This is a genomic window from [Mycobacterium] fortunisiensis, assembly GCF_019050325.1.
GTDB lineage: Bacteria > Actinomycetota > Actinomycetes > Mycobacteriales > Mycobacteriaceae > Mycobacterium > Mycobacterium fortunisiensis.
In genome coordinates this window covers 1-15752 of sequence record NZ_VOMB01000024.1, presented here as the reverse complement: position 1 = coordinate 15752, position 15752 = coordinate 1, and the positions used below count along the sequence as shown (strand labels likewise).

Sequence of the window (15752 nt, the reverse complement as noted above, 5' to 3'; positions counted from 1 at the left end):
CCCTCAACAGTTTTCACCCCACCGACAGAGAGGTAGTTCAACCATGCCCAAAAAGCCCAACATCGTGTATTTCCACGTCGACAACCTGGGGATGGGGGAGCTCGGCTGCTACGGCGGCGGCATCCTGCGTGGCGCCGACACCGCCCGGATGGACGCGTTCGCCGCCGAATCGCTCAAGCTGTCGCACTTCGTCGTCGAACCGCAGTGCACCCCCACCCGCTCGGCGCTGATGACCGGGCGGTACCCGATCCGCTCGGGCAACCACACCATCGCGCTGGGCGGCAATGGCGGCGGCATCGTGGCCTGGGAACGCACCATGGGCGACATCTTGTCCGAAGCGGGCTATGCCACAGCGTGTTTCGGCAAGTGGCACATCGGAGCCGAAGACGGCCGGTGGCCGACCGATCACGGCTTCGACGAGTGGTACGGCCCGGCCCGCACCTATGACGAATGCCTGTGGCCCGACGACCCGTGGTACAAGGCGGAGCGTGACGGCTACTCCTACATGTATGACGGCACCAAGGCCGACGGTGTGCACACCACCGACCAGCAGTTGACGGTCAAGCTCAAGGGTGAGGTCGACGGTGAATACGACCGCCGGGCCAAGGCGTTCATGAAACGCAGCGTGGAGGACGACAAGCCGTTCTTCCTCTACCACAACCACTCGTTGATGCATTTCCCGATGGAGGTCCGCGACGAGTTCAAGGGCAAGAGCACCAATGGGGCCTGGGGTGATTCGCTGCTCATGCTCGATCACGACTTCGGCAGCATCCTGGACTACCTGACGGAGCTCGGTGTCGACGACAACACCATCGTCATCATGGCCGGGGACAACGGCGCCGAGGACCACCTGGCCGGCCGTGGCACCGCGGGATTCTTCGACGGGTCCTACTTCAGCTCCGCCGAGGGTGGTATCCGGACCCCGTGCTTGATCCGCTGGCCGGGCAAGGTCGCCCCGCGCGAGAGCAACGAGATGGTGCACGTCACCGACATGTTCCCGACGCTGCTGCGGTGGGCCGGCTGCGATGTTCCCGAGGACCGCATCATCGACGGTATCGACCAGCGGGAATTCTTCAGCGGCGCCGAGGAATCCGGCCGTGAGGGCTGCATGGTGTGGCTCAACGAGGAGCTGCACGCGGTGAAGTGGTCGCAGTTCAAGATCAACTTCAAGCGCCAGCAGCATTTCCACGATCCGGAAATCCCGCTCGGGTTCGCCCGCATCACGAATCTTCTGGAAGACCCGAAGGAACGTGAGGCGGTCAATCAGACGTGGGTGCGGTGGTGGGTGATGCAACACGCCTACCGCTTCATCCAGGAGTTCGAGGCCAGCGTCGAGACCGAGGCACTTATTCCGGCCGGCGCCCCAATCGATTTCGTCCCGGCCCGCAGCCAGTAACCCCGGAGGGAAACACCGTGTCCACTACCTATGACGCCGCGTCGATCACGATCCTCGAAGGACTCGACGTCGTCCGCAAACGGCCCGGCATGTACATCGGGTCGACCAGTGAGCGCGGCCTGCACCACATGGTGTGGGAGGTGGTGGACAACGGGGTGGACGAGGCAATGGCCGGCTACGCCACCCGCGTCGACGTGACATTGCTTGCCGACGGCGGCGTCGAGGTCAGCGACGACGGCCGCGGCATCCCGGTGGCCATGCACGAGACGGGGATTCCCACCGTCGACGTGGTGATGACCCAGCTGCACGCCGGTGGCAAGTTCGACGGCGAGTCCTACCAGGTGTCCGGTGGTTTGCACGGGGTCGGGGTATCGGTCGTCAACGCGCTGTCCACCCGGCTGGAGGTGGGCATCCACCGCGACGGCTACCAGTGGTCCCAGCACTACGACCGGTCGGTGCCGGCCACCCTGACCCGCGGTGCACCGTCCAACCGCACCGGCACCACCGTCCGATTCTGGTCGGACCCTGAGGTTTTCGAGACCACCGAGTACAGCGCCGAGACCATCGCCCGGCGGCTGCAGGAGATGGCCTTTCTCAACAAGGGCCTGATCCTCACCCTCACCGATCGGCGTGACCCCGACGGCGAGACCCGCACCTACCACCATCCCGGCGGCCTGATCGACTACGTCCGCCACATCAACCGGGTGAAAGACCCGATCCAGACGTCGGTCATCGCGTTCGACGGAGCGGGCCCCGGTCATGAGGTCGAGATCGCGATGCAGTGGAACGCAGGGTATTCCGAGTCGGTACACACGTTCGCCAACACCATCAACACCCATGAGGGTGGCACCCATGAGGAGGGTTTCCGGGCGGCGTTGACGAGCGTGGTCAACAAGTACGGCAAGGACAAGAAACTTCTCAAGGACAGCGGCAAGGGGCACGCTCCGAACCTCACCGGTGAGGACATCCGTGAGGGTTTGGCCGCGGTGATCTCGGTGAAGGTGTCCGAACCGCAGTTCGAGGGCCAGACCAAGACCAAGCTCGGCAACGCCGCGATCCGCTCGTTCGTTCAGAAGGTCTGCCACGAGCAGCTGACCCACTGGTTCGAGGCGAACCCGGCCGAGGCGAAGGTGATCGTCACCAAGGTGGCGTCGTCGGCGCAGGCCCGGGTGGCCGCGCGGCGGGCCCGCGAGTTGGTGCGGCGTAAGAGCGCCACCGACATCGGTGGGCTGCCGGGCAAGCTGGCCGATTGCCGGTCCACGGATCCGAGTAGGTCCGAACTGTATGTGGTGGAGGGCGATTCGGCCGGTGGCTCGGCCAAGAGTGGTCGGGATTCGATGTTCCAGGCGATCCTGCCGTTGCGCGGCAAGATCATCAACGTCGAAAAGGCCCGCATCGACCGGGTGTTGAAGAACACCGAGGTCCAGGCCATCATCACGGCGTTGGGTACCGGTATCCATGACGAGTTCGACATTTCCAAGCTGCGGTATCACAAGATCGTGTTGATGGCCGATGCCGATGTGGATGGTCAGCATATTTCGACGCTGTTGTTGACGTTGCTGTTCCGGTTCATGAAGCCGCTGATCGAGAACGGGCATGTGTTCTTGGCGCAGCCGCCGTTGTACAAGCTCAAATGGCAGCGTCAGGAGCCGGAGTTCGCCTACTCCGACCGGGAGCGCGACGCGCTGTTGCAGGCGGGGCTCGCCGCGGGCCGGAAGATCAACAAGGACGACGGTATCCAGCGGTACAAGGGTCTCGGTGAGATGGACGCCAAGGAATTGTGGGAGACCACGATGGATCCGTCGGTGCGGGTGTTGCGTCAGGTGACACTCGACGATGCTGCCGCGGCCGACGAGCTGTTCTCCATCCTGATGGGCGAAGACGTGGAGGCCCGTCGCAGCTTCATCACCCGCAACGCCAAGGACATTCGCTTTCTCGATGTCTGACCGGCAGGTCCCTATGTCCTGTCCGAAACACTGTGACGAGCGTGCGGCTTTTCCGGCCAGAATCGGCAGTTCGCCCGAATATCCTGCACACTCGTCACAGTGCTCGCCCCTGTGGATAACTCCGGGTTGAGCCGGCACATTGTCGGGGGCCCCGCCGATGCTGGCACCATGACCGGACAATTCCCAGGGGCGTTCTCGGGCCGACAACCCAGCCCATTTCTCGGCCGGGAGGCGGTGCGGGCCGGCCTGCTCACCACGCACGAGCTGGAGACGAAGTACCGCGCTGTCTACCGCAACGTGTATCTCGACAACGAGGTTGCCCTGACGCCCTTGTTGCGTGCCCGGGCCGCCTGGCTGTTCGCCGGCCCGGATGCCGTGCTCAGCGGAGTGTCGGCGGCTGCCGTCCATGGCACCAAATGGCTGAACGCCGATGCACCGGCGGAGATCGTCCGCGCCAATCGTCATGCACCGAAAGGGCTGCGGGTGCACTCGTACGCCCTTGCTCCAGAGGATGTCATGCAAAGGGAGGGCATGAGGATCACCACCGCTGCGCGGACGGCATTCGATCTGGGCCGATTGCTGCCGCACGAGGAGGCGGTACCGATCATCGACGCGTTGATGAACAAGACCTTGCTCGACCCGGAGGACGTGTGGGCCTTGAGGCGCGCGAACAGCGGGGTTCGTGGCGTCGACCGGTTGCGGAGTGCACTTGCGGTGGCCGACGGCGCTTCCCAAACCCCGCTCGAGACGCGAACTCGACTGGCGCTGCGCTACATCGGCATACCGGGGCTCGAAACTGGGATCCGGTTCTACGACGTGTGCGGGATGATGTGTAACCGCGTGCCGATGGGCTGGCCGCGATGGCAGCTCGCCATCGAGTGTGACGAGGAGGAGGATACGCCGGGCTATCGCGAGCGGGTGCACAAGCAGACGGCCGAACTCGAATGGTTCGGCTGGTCGGTGGTGTGGGCAACCAAGGCGATGGTGTCCGGTCGATCGGAGCTGGTACCGCGGGTGCGGCAGAAACTGTTGGCCGCGCGGCGTCAGGCCGGCAGCGCCAGGTAGGTCACGATCAGCGCGCCCTCGATGATGACGGCGGATCCGACGGCGGGCACGTAGCGGCGGCCGGCGGCGGCGCAGTCCCCCGGGCGCGCCAGCAGCTGCCGGCGACGCTGCGCCCCGAGCATGTAGACCGCAGCTGCCAGCGCGGCGGCCGCCACGACGACGGCTGACCGCAGCTGGTTGTCGAGGAGATGGCCGTCGCGCATCAACACCAGCACGCCCGACGCGGCGATCGCCAGTGCGGTGCGCGTCCAGGCCAGGGCGGTCCGCTCGGCCTGCAGACCGCGGTCCTGCGCCAGCGCCTGGCGCGTCATCGCACCGTCGCCACGATCGCCACACCCACCGTGATCAGGCCCATCATCGCCAGGCCGGCGGTTAAATACGTCGGTACGGCGGCGCGGGGCAGCGGCTGGTCGTGGCGCATCGCCCGGTCCACCTGGGCCCACCGGCGCAGGCCCGCGATCGCCGTCAGGATCGCCATGACCCCGACCGCCACGCCCAGTATGTGGCGCACACCCGGAATTGTCAGTTCGGGCATGAACTGCACCACCGCCACCGCTGCGGCGAGCAGCCCCAGCGAGGTGCGCTGCCAGGCCAGAAACGTGCGTTCGTTGGCCAGCGTGAACCGATAGTCGGGTTCGATCGGAATCTCCACGGCTGCAAGCTTTTCCGAAACATCGGCGGGTCGCCAGGATGGCACCGGTGGCGTAACCTCGGCGTTCATTCTGTGCGGATGGCGTAACTGCCGCGCAACCTCACATGACAGTGAGGTAACAGAAACCGTCGACGCTTGTGTGCATGGACGACGTGCAAGATCTCCCTCGGGGCCGGTGGCGGGCCCGGTCGGCTGCTCTGCTGGCCGCAGTCACGGTGGGCGGCGCGCAGCTGCTGACCGGGTGCGGTCTGCTCACCGAGCCGACCGTCGTCGTCAACGTCGGCTACCAATCCAAGACCATCAACACCGTCAACGCCGGCACCCTGCTGCGCGATCGCGGCGACTTCGAGAACGAGCTCAAGGCACTGGGCGCGGCCACCAACACCAGGTATCGGGTGGTGTGGCAGGACTTCGCCTCCGGAGCCCCGCTGACCGCGCAGATGATCGCCACCCACGTCGACATCGGCTCGATGGGCGACTATCCGCTGCTGACCAACGGATCCAAGACCCGCAAGTACGACGACGCGGCTACCGAGATGGTCGCGACCACCGGTTACAACCTGCGCGGGTCGCTCAATCAGGTGGTGGTCCCGTCGGATTCGTCAGCGCAGACCCTGGCCGATCTGTCCGGCAAGAAGGTGTCCACCAGCCTCGGATCGGCCGGCGACGGGATGTTCTCGTCGGCGGTGCGCAACAACGGTATGGACAAGAACGCCGTGCACATCGTCAACCAGGACCCGTCGGTGGGCGCGTCGGCCATCGACGGGGGACAGGTCGACGGGCTGGCGCAGTTCGTGCCCTGGCCGCAGCTGGTGGTCTACCGCAACCAGGGCCGGCTGCTGTACGACGGCGGCGACAACAACGTGCCGACGTTCCACGGGGTGGTGGTGCGCAAGCAGTTCGCCCACGGGCATCCCGCGGTGATGGCGGCGTTCCTGCGGGCGATGAAGGCCACCACCGACGCCGTCGTCGCCGATCCGCTGGCGGCCGCGCAGCGGGTGGGGGAGCTGACCGGTATCGAGCCCGAGGTCATCTACCTCTACAACGGCCCCAACGGGCTGGTCAGCTTCGACATCACCCTCAAGGAGCAGTTCCGCACCGCGTTCGCCTCGGTGAAGCGCTACCTTGTCGGGCGTGGTTCGGTGACAAAGGATTTCGATGTGACCGGGTTTGTCAACGACGGGTATCTGCGCCAGTTGTTCGGCGGCGACTATGACTGGCGCAGCGCCAGTGTGGCCAACCCGATGACGCTCACCGGTTTCGACGAGGTCTGTGAGCTGCCGGTGAACGATCCGGCGCAGGCGTCCGAGATATGGCCGTCGGGAGCCGAGACCACCGAGGTCGCCGCGACGCCGACCTGCCTGCTGCGGCGGGTGGCCGAGATACCCGAGCTGCGGGCGGCCTATGTGCCCGACACGATGACCGGGCTGCGGATCTTCGCCGATCACGCCGTCTGGCTTGAAGATCCATCCGCACAACCGACTCAGCGGTACAAGCCGTTCGCCACCAAAGCCGGTGCCGACACCTACCGGGCCGACCATCCACAGGCCCGGCCCGTCGCGTACTCGGCTGCCGTGGGGCAGTCCCGCACCGCCGGCTGAACCCCTCTCAGAAAGGAAACCGTATGACCGACCTCATGACACGGCCAACGATCACCGCCCCGCGGTTGTGGTCCCCGGCCCACCGGGGCGAGAAGTCGTCGCGGCGCGGCCTGGCAGAGCTACTGCCTGCCTTCGTCACCCGACGGGTTCCGGCGCTGCTGCTGCCGCTGATCCCGATCAGCGCGTTCCTGGCGGCCTGGCACCTGCTGACCACCAACAACGTCGTCGCGTGGCTGCGGTTCAATCGCATGCCCGCCCCGGAGGCGGTGTTGCAGGCGCTGTTGGCGCGGGTCAGCTCGGGCAGCTACTACGACGACCTGCTGGCCAGCCTGCAGCGCATCCTGCTCGGCTTCGGCCTGGCCGCGGTGGTCGGTATCGGGTTGGGGGTGCTGGTCGGGCGCTCGGAGATCGCCCGAATGGCGTTGCGGCCCTTCATCGAACTGATCCGGCCGATCCCGGCGATCGCGCTGGTGCCGCTGACCATCCTGCTGTTCCCGTCCAGCGAGCAGGGCATCGTGTTCATCACGTTCTTCGCGGCGTTCTTCCCGGTGGTGGTCAGCACGATCCACGCCATGGACTCCATGCCGAAGGTGTGGGAGGAGGCCGCCCAGACCATGGGTGCCGGACGAATGTCGTTGCTGTTCCAGGTGATCATCCCGGGCGCACTGCCCGGCATCTTCGCCGGGCTGTCGGTGGCGATGGGTGTGGCGTGGATCTGTGTGGTGAGCGCGGAGATGATCTCCGGCCAGTTCGGCATCGGGTACTACACCTGGCAGGCCTACGGTCTGCTCGATTACGCCGGTGTCGTGGTCGGCATGATCTCCATCGGCGCACTGGGGCTGGGCACCGCCTGGCTGGTCGAGCGGGTCGGGCGTCGGGTCAACCGTTGGCTGCCGAGGGCCGCCCGATGAGCGCCGGCGCCGTCAACCTGCAGCAGTTGCAGCTCGGCTTCAATGGAGTCGTCGCCGCCAACATCACGCTGGAGATCCGACCCGGCGAAGTGGTGGTGTTCCTCGGCCCGTCCGGTTGTGGCAAGTCGACGATCCTGCGGGCCCTGGCCGGTCTGCTGAAACCGATGGGCGGCACCGCGACTGTCGACGGTGCACCCGTCACCGGCAACGCGGCCCAGTGCGCCATGGTGTTCCAGGAGGACGCGTTATTCCCGTGGCGTTCCGCGCTGAAGAATGTCCAGTTTCCCTTGAAAGTCCGGGGGATTCGCGGCCGGGAGCTCAAGGAGACCGCGGCTGCGCGGCTGGAACAGGTCGGGCTCGGCGCCTATCTCGATCACCTGCCCAGCCAGCTGTCGGGCGGGATGCGGCAGCGGGTGCAACTGGCCCGCACCCTGGCCTGTGAGCCGCGGGTGATGTTGATGGACGAGCCGTTCGGTGCGCTGGATGCCCAGACCCGACTGGAGATGCAGCAGTTGCTGACGTCGGTGTGGGAGATGCAGAAGATGACGCTGCTGTTCGTCACCCACGATGTCGACGAGGCGCTGCTGCTGGCCGACCGGATCGTGTTGTTGAGCCACCGGCCGGCGACCGTCGCCGATGTCATCACGATCGAGAAGCCGCGTACGCCCGACGCGCAGTTCGAGGAGTCCTACCAGCGGCGCCGCCGCGACATCCTGGACTTCCTCGGGCACCGCCCGGCCGCTTGATCTGTTTTCGCCCAAGGAGTTTCGATGAGCATCACCGTCCCTGGATTCCGCGCGCCTGCGACCGGTTCGGCCGGGCCGTCGTTGCGGTCAGCGTCCGTGCTGCGCACCGAGGTACTGGCCGGCCTGGTCGTCGCGCTGGCCCTGATCCCCGAGGCCATTGCGTTCTCGGTGATCGCCGGCGTCGATCCGCGGGTGGGGCTGTTCTCCACGGTGACCATGGCGATCACCATCGCCGTCACCGGCGGGCGGCCGGCGATGATCACCGCCGCCACGGCCGCGGTCGCGCTCGTCGTCGCCCCGGTGGCCCGGGAGTTCGGGGTGGGGTATCTGGTCGCCACCATCCTGGTGGCCGGGGTGTTCCAGATGCTGCTGGCGTTCTTCGGGGTGGCCAAGCTGATGCGGTTCATTCCGCGCAGTGTGATGGTCGGCTTCGTCAACGCGTTGGCGATCCTGGTGCTGGTATCGCAGCTGCGGCATCTGGTCGACGTGCCGTGGCTGGTGTATCCGCTGGTGGTGGTGGGCGTGGTCCTGATGTTCGCGCTGCCGAAGCTGACCACGGCGGTGCCGGCGCCGCTGGTGGTGGTGCTGGTGTTGACGGTCGCGGTGGTGTACTTCGGCTGGGATGTGCCCGATGTGGGAGATCAAGGGGCCCTGCCGGATTCGCTGCCGGTGCCCGGTTTCCCGGACGTGCCACTAACTTTGCACACCCTGCAGGTGATCGCGCCATATGCGTTGGGGGCGGCGCTGGTCGGGCTGTTGGAGTCGCTGATGACGGCCAAACTGGTCGATGACATCACCGATACCCCGTCGAACAAGACTCGCGAGGCCTGTGGGCAGGGCGTGGCCAATGTGGTGACGGCGTTGTTCGGCGGCATGGGCGGATGCGCGGTGGTGGGGCAGACCATGATGAATGTCAAGGTCGCCGGGGCCCGGACGCGGTTGTCCACGCTGTTGACCGGGGTGTTCGTGTTGATCCTGGTGGCGACGTTGGGCGATCTCGTCGGCCGTATCCCGATGGCCGCGCTGGTGGCGGTGATGATCGTGGTGTCGTTCGCGACGTTCGACTGGCACAGTGTCACGCCCCGGACCCTGAAGGTGTTGCCGCGCAGTGAAACCCTGGTCACGGTGGTGACGGTCGTCGCGACCGTGGCGACCGGGAATCTGGCGGTCGGGGTGTCGTTGGGCGTGCTGGCCGCCATGGTGGCGTTTGCGCGTCGCGTCGCGCACTTCACCTCGGTGACCGTGCTCCCGGGGCCTGAGGATGTGCGGACCTACCGGGTGCGCGGGGATCTGTTCTTCGTGTCCAGCAATGACCTGGTGCACCAATTCGACTATGCCGGTGATCCTTCCGAAGTGGTGATCGACATGTCCGGAGTGTCGGTGTGGGACGCCTCGTCGGTGGCGAGCCTCGACGCGATCCGGCTCAAGTACCTGGCCCGGGGCAAGTCTGTTTCGTTCGTGGGGCTGGACGGGGTGAGTCTGGATCGGCTGAACCGGTTGTCGGGCCGGTTGGGGGTGTGAGCGTCGGGGGTCTGTGGTTCTCGGTGCTGGTGCGGGGTGGTTCAGGTCCGATGTTCGGTTCGGAACACTGTGACGAATGTGCAGCTTTTCCCTGCCAGGACGGCGAGTTCGTCCGGAAAGCCTGCACGTTCGTCACAGTGCCTTCGGGCCCGTATGGATCCCGCCCGGGCGAACCGTAAGGCGGCTCGGTGACCGTAGGTGACAATGAAGGTCGGACGACGTATTCGGGGAGGTAGATGATGCTGGGCGGTGCAGCGTTGTGGCTCACTACAGGTCCCGTCGGAGGTCTCGGTGGCGCCGGGGGAGGCGCATTCGTCAGGGATGCTTGGTGTCCGCACTGAGCCTTCCCACGCCAAAGAACTGGGCAGTATCCGGCAAGCGGCTGTTCTGGTTGGTCACCGGCGCAACCGCGGGCTCGGCCTATTTCATCGTCCTAGGGATTCTTGCCGGTCTGCGCGGCAACTACCTGACGTCGGTTCTGCTGTTCGGGTTCGTCACGTTTCCGATCCTGATGATCGTTGGGCTGCTGTTGGCGGCAGCCGGCAAGACGCGGACGCGGACCTCCAGCGACGCAACCGGATTCACCGTGTGGCCGGACAAGCGGGTGGGCATTCTGTATGTGACAGGACTCGCGGTGATCGCGCCCTCGGCACTGCTGCTGGGTTCTTCATACCGCGAGGTGCGATCGACATTCCTATGTCGCGAGGGATGCAGATCTTCTCGCCTCCGCTGTTCATGGCACTTGCCGCGTTGGCGGTCATCGGCTTGATTGCAAGGGTGCGACGACGAGGAGTCGGCTACCTCAAGTTCACACCCGCAATGGTCGAGGTCGCTGACGTGCTCAAAACCAGGGCCGTTGAATGGGATGACATTGTCGACGTCAAGGATCATTCGGAGACCAAGGACGGCAAGAAGGCCGGCAGGCCGGTGGTGCTGTGCCTCCGTGACGGCAGCGAGAAGGTTATCGGTGGCCTGAACCTCTACGTCCCCACGGGCGTCGCGCTGTACTGGCTGGTCCGGCATTACTGGCGGCATCCCGAGGACCGGATGGAGTTGGTGGGCTCGCGGGCTCCGGAGCGGCTGCGCGAAGGACGATTCGATCTGAGTTAGCAATAGGGCGCGAGGACGGACTGCTAAAAGCAGGGGTCGCCGGCCGGCGGGGTTAGGATTCTGTCTTGCGCGGGGGAGGGATGATGGCGGGCTTTGTCGTCGCTGATGTCGACTATGACCAGTTCGGTGGCGGCGAGTTCGCGGCCGTTGAGGAGCTTCGTCAGCAGTTGCCAGTGGCAGCACGGCTGTCGCGGCAGATGGCTGGATCGGATCGACCTGACTACGCATTGGCCGTGCTGGAGCGCCCGATCAAGTATCACCCCGCCGATGAGTTCGATTGGGGCAGATGCCAGTCAGAGTTTGTCGGTGAGGATGCGGCCGGCCGCTTCGTGTGGATCTACGCCGTGATCATCGCGAGTTTGATGGCGGGAACGCAGTTGCATGCCGGGATGAAAGGGTTCCCGGTGCGGTTCGCGTACGTCATCGACAACACCCTTGGTCGCGACGAGCAACTGGACTTCGACAAGTGCGACTACATCTCGTACGCGATGATCGACGATCTGCCAGAGCAACCGACCCCGGCCAAACCACGGGTTCAATGAGTCGCGGGCATGCGGCGCCTTCGTCGGGGCCGCCCAAGTACGGACGGCCCCGACGTCCGACTACGGCGTCAGCTCCACGGTGACACCGCCGGAGAACATCGAGTCGTGCAGTTCGATGCGGGCCGGCACCGCGGCCGCCGGCATGTCGTAGACGAGGGACACGTCGACGGCGTTGCCGGGGTTGATGTTGTCCCAGACCGGGATATCCGAATCACCCAATGCGATCTGCGCTGATGCGTCGGTCTCGAAACTGCGGCCCTGGGTGTCGATCAGCTTCTGGTTGGACGGGCTGAATCCCTGGGCCCGGTCACCGATGTTCTGCACGCTCAGCGTCACGATCACGAACTGCCCCTGCGCTTTCTGACGCAGATACGGGTTGTCGCCGACCTCGGCCAGGCCGGGCTGCACCGTCTTGACGACGAACTCGAACTTGCCGTCCCGGACCGGGGTGTTGAGCCGGGCCGTCGAGGTGTCCTGGTGGGCGGGGGCCTGTGCGGCGAGCGCGGAGCTGGGCTTGGCGTCCTGCTTCGTGTCGTCCTTGTCCGAGAAAGCCGATATGACGGCGAGGAAAGCGACGACGCCGATGACGATCATCGGCCATTTGCGCTTCTTGGCGCGGGGCGGTGCGTACTGAGGAAAGCCCTGCGCGGCAGGGTAATTCGGGTCTGCAGGCTGCTGGTACGGATTGCTCATCGATTTGTCCTTCTGTCTCTCGCCCGGGCACCGGTGCCAGGCGAACAGGAGAACGTACAACCGGGTGCCGACAAGTTCGGGTCGTGGTGATCCGGCCACCGGTCTCACCTGCACGAGGCCGATAGCTCAGCTGCGTGTGCATGCTGCGATCAGCTGATTCTCGGCATCGATGAGTCGTTGAACGACGTCGAGGTAGTGCATGGTTCGGCTGCCCTTGTCGTCGTCGCTTGCGGCGCGTGCCTGCTCGACGGACACGACGACCTCGGTCGACAAGTCGGCAATCTGCTGCAGTGAACGATTGACCCCCGGGACACGAGCCCGGTCTGCATGGCGTCGCAACTCATCGGACCAGGCGCGGTATTCGGACAGATCCGGTCCATCGGTGCCGATCAAGCGTGGGTTGAGTAGATCGCGGTGTGCGCTGACATGGAGACCAACGTCCCGCACGATGCGGCAGTCCTGGTTGGTGACGGCCGCGACGAACACACATGCCGTAGCGGCCGCCGTCGTCACCACGAAGATCAGTCCGATGCCGAGCCAGCGTTGACGGGCGGTGGGTTGGCCGGGGGGCACTGCCTGCGCGACGACTTGGGCAACCTGCGGTTCGGCGGCTGCCGCGGCGCGCAGCCGGACCAGGCGTGGCCCGCTGCGCCGCCGGGCCCATTCAGACCGCACCGCGGTGGCGGCGAGCAGTACCCCGACTCCGAGGTACATCACTGCGATCCGTGGCTGGTCGAGCGTGAATTCGAGGGCTGGAAGGACTACACCGAACAGTGCGATGAGCAGCCAGGTGAGGCGGCGTCGCGTCGGGGAGACCAATCGTCGATACGCATCGGAGAGGTCGCCGGCGCGCACGGCCGCGGCCAACACTGCTGGATCAGTGGGTACCGGTTCGCGGCGTAACGCCCGCGCGACGGCGGTGCGTTGGGCAGAGGTGAGCCCGGCGAGCGTGGCCGAGAAACTGTTCACGACGGGCTGAGCCAACAGCGTCATCGGCGCGGCGATGAGAAGGCCGAAGATGCTCAGGGCAGCGCCCACCATCCAGGTCGGCCACAGAGTCCACCAGTGGTGCCCCGGTTCCAGCACCGCCCAGCAGAAAAACAGAAGCCCCAAGATGGCAAACGCTGACGTGATGAGCCAACGCACCCACCACGGCGCCGTGTCGTACCAAACCCACACCGAAGTGCCGTTCCTTTCGACCGAGAGTGCTGCGTGAGCCGCGAAGAAGATCCGGAGTGACGAGTGCCGCGTGCTTGCGGTCAGCGCGCGATCACTGCGATTGTGGCAGGCTGGCGCGTCCGGATGTTCCGCCGGGCTTCCCAGCCACCGACTGGCAGCGTCGGACGCGGGAGTTGCGACCTGCCCGATCACGCAGGGGAGCCTGCTACGTTTCCTGTTGCGCAAGGGATACGCCGATTCGGCGGCGTGAGGCGCTGGCTGCCGTCGCATCGGTCGAGCGACACCGGGCTCGCACCTGCACGACGACGTCGCGGGGTTGGTGCCGTCCGGCGATCGGTGAGGTCAGCGATCGGGTTCCGAGACGACGATGTTCGGGCCTCGGAGGAATGCCCGTGAGGGCGGGATAGTCGGGGAGTCTGGGTAGTGGGTCTTTGTGGGAGGTCGTCAAATTCCTTGATGCCCTCCCTCATCGGTGGATACTCCGGAACGCCGAATTCCAGTGAGTACATTGCCAGTCCAGCAGCGGGGTACGTCGGCGTCCACGTCCTCGGCAGAGCGGCGGCCCTTATGCCTTGAACCGCTCCATGTGCACCATGATCTGGTCGATCAACTCGTCGGGAAGCTCCATCGTCAGCTTGGCGTCGTCGAGCGAGAGTGCGTTCTCCCCGGCGAAGGGCAGTAGTTCCTGGGCCTGTCCCACGCGATCGCACATCGTCCGGATGAAGCGGTCGTATCCCATCAGCGGGATCATGGCGAAGCTGCCAACGTCCTGAACGAACACGATCAGGCTGGAGTCGACCGGGGTCTGCAGACACCGCTCGGCTTCGACCAGCAGCGTCTCGTGATAGTCCATCAGCCGGTGCGCGAGGGTTACGACCGACTCGGCGTCCGGGCCTCCGTCACCGGCAGACATCGACAACGCACCCGTGAACGCCGGACTGAGCATGAACTGCTCCAGCTGATGGACCAGACCGGCGATGGTGTCCATCGCGTGCCACGCCAGCCACGCATAGTGTGGGCCGTCCAGCGGCGCCGCGGGCCCGGGTTGGTATCCCGACGCGCACGCGCGGAGCCGTGAGCGCACGCGGTTGCGGCGTTGCAACAGCACCGATGTGAACGCCGCCAAGTGCCACAGCGGAAGTTTCTCGGCGAGTAGCCGCTGCAGTTCGTCTAGGGTCGTGGCGATTTCGGCGATGTCATCCTGTGCGGTGTCCGGCAGGTAGGTGCGCTCCCGCGTCGGCGCGATCGCCCGTGTCATCCCCTCGGCTGTGGTGCGGAAATCTTCCGGCCACTCCCACGGTTCGAGATCGCCTGGCCGTCGCGCCCGATACGCCGCCTGTCCGGCGACGCCGAGTGCGCACGCACCGGCCAGCCCGAGCCACCACGATTGGGTCCCGAACGCTGCCAACAACAGGACGCACCAGGCAATCAGGCTCACCCGTGCGGCGGTGGAGAGCCCGTTGAGCAGTTCGAACCTGGGCACGCTCGGATCGTAGAACTTGGCACCGACAACACCGCGGGATGATGGTGTGCCTGGTCAACGGCTCAGGTCCTGGTGGCGTGAGCCGTTTGTCGGTGCCGGGTGCCACGATGTGCGGCTACCTCGAACCAGGAGGAAATCATGAGTAGCCCTTATGAGACCGCCCAGTCTGTCCCCGGCATCATCGGCGAAACCGGCTGGCGCCCCGACCCCACCGGCCGGCACGAGGGGCGGTACTTCATCAGTGGGCAACCGACCGACCTCACCCGCGACGGTGGGGTCGAGACGTTGGATCCGATGGGGACCAGCCAGTTGGAAGGCGTTGCTGTTCAGCAGGATTCGTCCGGGGGCTCGCGGCGCTGGGTGTGGGTCCTGGTGGCCGTCGTGGTCGCGATGACTCTCGTTGGTGCGGGAGTCGGGGCGTACCTGTATCTGCATCGTGAGCGGGTCAGCCCAGAAGATCAGTACCTGGCCGCGCTGAAGGATTCCGGTCATGCGGGGGAATTCAACTCCGATGCCAACGCCGTCGCGCACGGCCGGCAGGTGTGTCGTGAACTGAACGACGGCGGTCCGCAGCAGGGTATGCCGGCCGATGAGGTTGCCGTGCAGAACTTCTGCCCGGAGTTCGCGGAGGGATTTCACGTCCTCGAAACGGCGACGATCACCGGGACCTTCACGCTCAACGACGACTCGCCCAGCGCGTACTACCCCTCGATCGAGGTGGACGGATCAACCTGCGCCGGTGCCGGCGGGTACAGCGATGTCAGTGCGGGCACAGCGGTGACCGTCAAGAACGCCAAGGGAGAAATCCTGACCACGACGTACCTGGGGCCGGGACATGTAATTCCCGGCCAGGTTGTGAACGCGTAGTCGCTCGATAGGGGTGAGGCCGCCGATGCCGGTGTGGGCT

General features: G+C 65.7%; 16 protein-coding genes. 11 read left to right on the top strand and 5 right to left on the bottom strand.

Going from position 1 to position 15752, the window contains the following annotated elements:
- Window positions 1-43: 43 nt before the first annotated feature.
- The 3 genes from FR943_RS22305 to FR943_RS22295 all read left to right on the top strand — a co-directional run bounded on the left by FR943_RS22305 (window position 44) and on the right by FR943_RS22295 (window position 4407).
- Complete coding sequence (locus FR943_RS22305) at window positions 44-1396, top strand: arylsulfatase (protein WP_217160463.1); 1353 nt, start codon at window positions 44-46, stop codon at window positions 1394-1396.
- Between the two features lie 17 nt (window positions 1397-1413).
- A complete protein-coding gene (gene gyrB / locus FR943_RS22300) occupies window positions 1414-3342 on the top strand; it encodes a DNA topoisomerase (ATP-hydrolyzing) subunit B (RefSeq protein ID WP_217160462.1) in 1929 nt (642 codons plus the stop codon).
- A 168-nt stretch (window positions 3343-3510) separates the two neighbouring features.
- Complete coding sequence (locus tag FR943_RS22295; RefSeq protein WP_217160461.1) at window positions 3511-4407, top strand: hypothetical protein; 897 nt, start codon at window positions 3511-3513, stop codon at window positions 4405-4407.
- Here the strand turns inward: FR943_RS22295 and FR943_RS22290 are convergent.
- Together FR943_RS22290 and FR943_RS22285 are read right to left on the bottom strand one after the other, a co-directional pair.
- Window positions 4386-4718 carry a DUF202 domain-containing protein gene (locus FR943_RS22290; protein WP_217160460.1) on the bottom strand — a complete coding sequence of 111 codons (333 nt, stop codon included), beginning with the start codon at window positions 4716-4718 and terminating at the stop codon, window positions 4386-4388. The two genes, FR943_RS22295 and FR943_RS22290, sit on opposite strands and share 22 nt — an antisense overlap.
- A complete protein-coding gene (locus FR943_RS22285) occupies window positions 4715-5059 on the bottom strand; it encodes a YidH family protein (protein WP_308170628.1) in 345 nt (114 codons plus the stop codon). Before FR943_RS22285 ends, FR943_RS22290 begins: the two co-directional genes overlap by 4 nt.
- 143 nt (window positions 5060-5202) lie before the next feature.
- Here FR943_RS22285 and FR943_RS22280 point away from each other — a divergent pair, with 143 nt between their 5' ends.
- The 7 genes from FR943_RS22280 (at window position 5203) to FR943_RS22250 (ending at window position 11490) form a co-directional block, all read left to right on the top strand.
- On the top strand, window positions 5203-6660 hold the full coding sequence (locus FR943_RS22280; RefSeq protein ID WP_217160458.1) for an ABC transporter substrate-binding protein: 1458 nt from the start codon (window positions 5203-5205) through the stop codon (window positions 6658-6660).
- Window positions 6661-6695: 35 nt separating this feature from the next.
- Window positions 6696-7571, top strand: a complete 876-nt coding sequence (locus FR943_RS22275; RefSeq protein WP_246585206.1) for an ABC transporter permease — start codon at window positions 6696-6698, stop codon at window positions 7569-7571.
- Complete coding sequence (locus FR943_RS22270) at window positions 7568-8317, top strand: ABC transporter ATP-binding protein (protein WP_217160456.1); 750 nt, start codon at window positions 7568-7570, stop codon at window positions 8315-8317. The genes FR943_RS22275 and FR943_RS22270 overlap by 4 nt, the downstream gene beginning before the upstream one ends.
- Window positions 8318-8341: 24 nt before the next feature.
- Window positions 8342-9838: a SulP family inorganic anion transporter gene (locus FR943_RS22265; RefSeq protein ID WP_217160455.1), complete on the top strand. Its 1497-nt coding sequence runs from the start codon at window positions 8342-8344 to the stop codon at window positions 9836-9838.
- A gap of 325 nt (window positions 9839-10163) precedes the next feature.
- A complete protein-coding gene (locus FR943_RS22260; RefSeq protein ID WP_217160454.1) occupies window positions 10164-10607 on the top strand; it encodes a hypothetical protein in 444 nt (147 codons plus the stop codon).
- Window positions 10608-10615: 8 nt separating this feature from the next.
- Window positions 10616-10948, top strand: coding sequence for a hypothetical protein (locus FR943_RS22255; protein ID WP_217160453.1), 333 nt, complete (start codon window positions 10616-10618; stop codon window positions 10946-10948).
- Window positions 10949-11031: 83 nt separating this feature from the next.
- Window positions 11032-11490 carry a hypothetical protein gene (locus FR943_RS22250; RefSeq protein WP_217160452.1) on the top strand — a complete coding sequence of 153 codons (459 nt, stop codon included), beginning with the start codon at window positions 11032-11034 and terminating at the stop codon, window positions 11488-11490.
- A gap of 60 nt (window positions 11491-11550) precedes the next feature.
- Here the strand turns inward: FR943_RS22250 and FR943_RS22245 are convergent, their stop codons facing one another.
- The 3 genes from FR943_RS22245 to FR943_RS22235 all read right to left on the bottom strand — a co-directional run bounded on the left by FR943_RS22245 (window position 11551) and on the right by FR943_RS22235 (window position 14845).
- Entirely contained in the window at window positions 11551-12183 is a 633-nt protein-coding gene (locus FR943_RS22245) for a DUF4352 domain-containing protein (protein WP_217160451.1), read from the bottom strand.
- 126 nt (window positions 12184-12309) lie between these two features.
- Complete coding sequence (locus FR943_RS22240; protein WP_217160450.1) at window positions 12310-13554, bottom strand: 7TM-DISM domain-containing protein; 1245 nt, start codon at window positions 13552-13554, stop codon at window positions 12310-12312.
- Window positions 13555-13927: 373 nt separating this feature from the next.
- The gene (locus tag FR943_RS22235) at window positions 13928-14845 is read right to left on the bottom strand and encodes a hypothetical protein (RefSeq protein ID WP_217160449.1); all 918 of its coding nucleotides are present in this window, start codon (window positions 14843-14845) and stop codon (window positions 13928-13930) included.
- Window positions 14846-14983: 138 nt separating this feature from the next.
- On the opposite strand from FR943_RS22235, the gene FR943_RS22230 reads away from it, so the two are divergent.
- Entirely contained in the window at window positions 14984-15712 is a 729-nt protein-coding gene (locus tag FR943_RS22230) for a DUF732 domain-containing protein (RefSeq protein ID WP_217160448.1), read from the top strand.
- Window positions 15713-15752 lie beyond the last annotated feature (40 nt).